The 1,266-nt window shown below is 43.8% G+C and carries 1 protein-coding gene; it reads left to right on the forward strand.

Annotation, left to right across the window (positions count from 1 at the left end):
- Positions 1-154: 154 nt before the first annotated feature.
- Positions 155-1,266, forward strand: a 1,112-nt coding sequence (locus AB4653_RS26065; protein WP_372105673.1) for a glutathione synthase, incomplete at its 3' end; no start/stop codon positions are given.

Raw genomic sequence — 1,266 nt, forward strand, 5'->3', positions numbered from 1 at the left:
ATCGAGCAGACTCGATAGTTGAGATGTATAATCTATTCAAGCTTTTGAAAGATAAAACAAACGTAGTTGTTTGATAAAAAATCCAGTTTTATTTCGTCTTTTGGAATTAAGCTTCGTCTTATTCTGGGTGCTATTTTTATTTGGAAGATGAGAGATGACAATTCCACGGTTACCACAACAAATTATTGAAGACGCGTGTGAGTGGGCGATCATGCACGGTGTTGCGTTTCGCCAGTCAGATAATACTGCTAGGCATTGTCCTTTCAGCATTGCTCCTATGACTATGGAGCGCGAGGTTTTTGAACACTTGTTGAAGGTAACACCGCTGATCACCAAGTTAATCAGCAATGTTTCCGAAGATCATGATTTCTTGCAGTCATCACTGAGTGATATGGCCAAAGCTGATCCGTTTTTTGGCCGCTTGATGGAGCTGCATCAACAAGCGCATGGCGAGGTGTCTCATCGACTTTATCCTGCTCGCCAACCGCTGTTATTAATGCGTACTGACTTCATGGATGATCGCCAACATGGCGCGAAAGTGATCGAGTTTAATGGCATTGCTGCAGGTATGGCTCCGTTTGGGCAAAAGGCCACAGAGTTCCATGATTACATGCAAAATCAATGGCCTGAGACTTATCAGAGCTGGCTTGAAGATAAATCTGCAACTCCTGCTGAAAACCAAGGCTTAACGCAGTTGGCTTATGGTATAGCGACTTCAGCAAGAAAAGTGCGAGCTGACTTTAATGATTCAGATAAGCCAACATTCTTGATGGTAGTACAAAAGAATGAAGACAATGTTTACGACCAACACCTACTCGAAATTGAACTGCAAAAGCAGGGTGTACGTACGGTTCGTCGTACCTTTGAGCAATTGAGCTGTCAGCTTTCATCGGGTGATAACCAACGTTTGTTACTGCAAGATGTCGGCGCTGTCGATGTGGTGTATTTAAGAGCTGGCTATCAGTATTCAGACTACTGGGCTCCAGAACTCAACGAATCGGTTTGTTGTCATACACTAAGCCAAACGCGCGTGTTTATGGAACAACACCATGTCGCAATGAACGCGACCATCAATCAACAATTAGCGACCAGTAAAACCATGCAAATGCTGCTGACCATGATGCCAGCATCTGAATACGCACGTTGGGGTTTAACGCTAGAAGATGCGGAATTGGTGAAGAGTGTTTTAGCAGATATGAAGCCAATCACCAGTGACTCGATTGAATGGTTTAACACACAAGCTAACAAGCAAGAGTGGGTGCTGAA

The organism is Vibrio sp. 10N.222.48.A3, assembly GCF_041475345.1.
GTDB classification, from domain to species: domain Bacteria; phylum Pseudomonadota; class Gammaproteobacteria; order Enterobacterales; family Vibrionaceae; genus Vibrio; species Vibrio tasmaniensis_A.